A 1288-nucleotide genomic window follows, 5' to 3' on the forward strand; every position below is an offset into this window, starting at 1 on the left:
GTCGAGGAGGTTGTCGTCCGAAACCACTCGCAGACCGTGTTCGGCGAGGAGCGCGGCCAACTGTCGCGGCCTCCACAGCGAGCGCCACGGCTCGCCGGATGTGACGGAACTGCCGAGGACGCGTGTCAGGAGCCGGCCTGCGGCCGCCCTCGCGGATGGGGCCTGGTAGTTGACGACGAGCGTACTGCCCGGAGCCGTCCGGGCTGCGACAGAGGCCGCCGTGGCGCGTACCTCGTCGCGTGTGAGGTAGGGGACCACGCCCTCCCACAGCCATGTCGTAGGCGCGGACGGGTCGTGCCCCGCGGCGTCCAACGCTGTCCCGAGGTCGTCGACGGCGAAGTCGACCGGTGTGAACCGCACCGACCGGGCGAGGGCTGCCGACTGCGCCGGGAGGCGGGTCTGCTTGTCCCGCTGGGAGGCCGGATGGTCGACCTCCCACACATCGGTCCGCGCGAGCTCGGGCATACGCCAGGCTCGAGTGTCCAGACCGGCGCCGAGGATCACGAGCTGGTCCCTCACCTGTGCGCGCAGTGCCTCGTCGATGGCCAGGGTGCGTGGCACGACCACTTCCGCGCACGCCCGTACGCTCTCGTAGACAGTGCGCTCCTTCCAGCCCGTCGGGGGAGTGCCCGCGCGGACCTGGTCCACGGGGATACGTTCCTCGGCCCGCAGCAGCTGCTCCGCCATCGGATCAGCGAACCGGCCCTCCGCGGCCCGCCCGTTCGCGGCTGCCCTCCCCTGGCAGACCAGTACCGCTGTTCGACTGGCCGTACGCTCGCTCATGGGGTCACTCTTACCGTTCGGACGCTGCCCTGGCCTGAGGAAGAGGCCCTTGTGGCCCTTGTGCCAGCAGCGTCACAAGCGTTGGCATACCCTCGGGCCGCGATCGGCGGGGAAGCCGGACTGTCGCCTGAACGACGGCGGTCCCGCGCAGGGGCTGCACGTTCGAGCAGGAGCTGATGGTCCGAGGTGGCCAGGGCGAGCTGCCGCGCGGTCGGTGTCACCCCCGGATTATGGCGCCCCTCCCAGGCGTCACCACCGCCGGACTTGTGGCCACGAGGCGCGTCGGCGCCCCACGGGCCGGGACGGGATGAGGGCCGGCGCATGCCGCCTCGTACCCTGTGAGCATGCTGAACCTTGATCACATTCACCTGCGCCCCGTCACCGAGAGAGACTTGGACCAGCTCGAACGCCTTCATGAAGATCCCGCCGAAGCCGGAGACCACGGCTTCTTCGGATTCCGTAATCCAGGGCAACTCCGACGGCAGTGGGCTGACGGATTCCTGTC

General features: G+C 70.0%; 1 protein-coding gene. It reads right to left on the reverse strand.

Annotation, left to right across the window (positions count from 1 at the left end; all coding sequences use genetic code 11):
* A partial coding sequence (locus tag ACWEBX_RS40915) for a class I SAM-dependent methyltransferase (protein WP_451889749.1) occupies window positions 1–783 on the reverse strand: 783 nt, incomplete at its 3' end.
* Between the last annotated feature and the right edge of the window lie 505 nt (window positions 784–1288).

It is taken from the genome of Streptomyces sp. NPDC005070 (assembly GCF_053600395.1).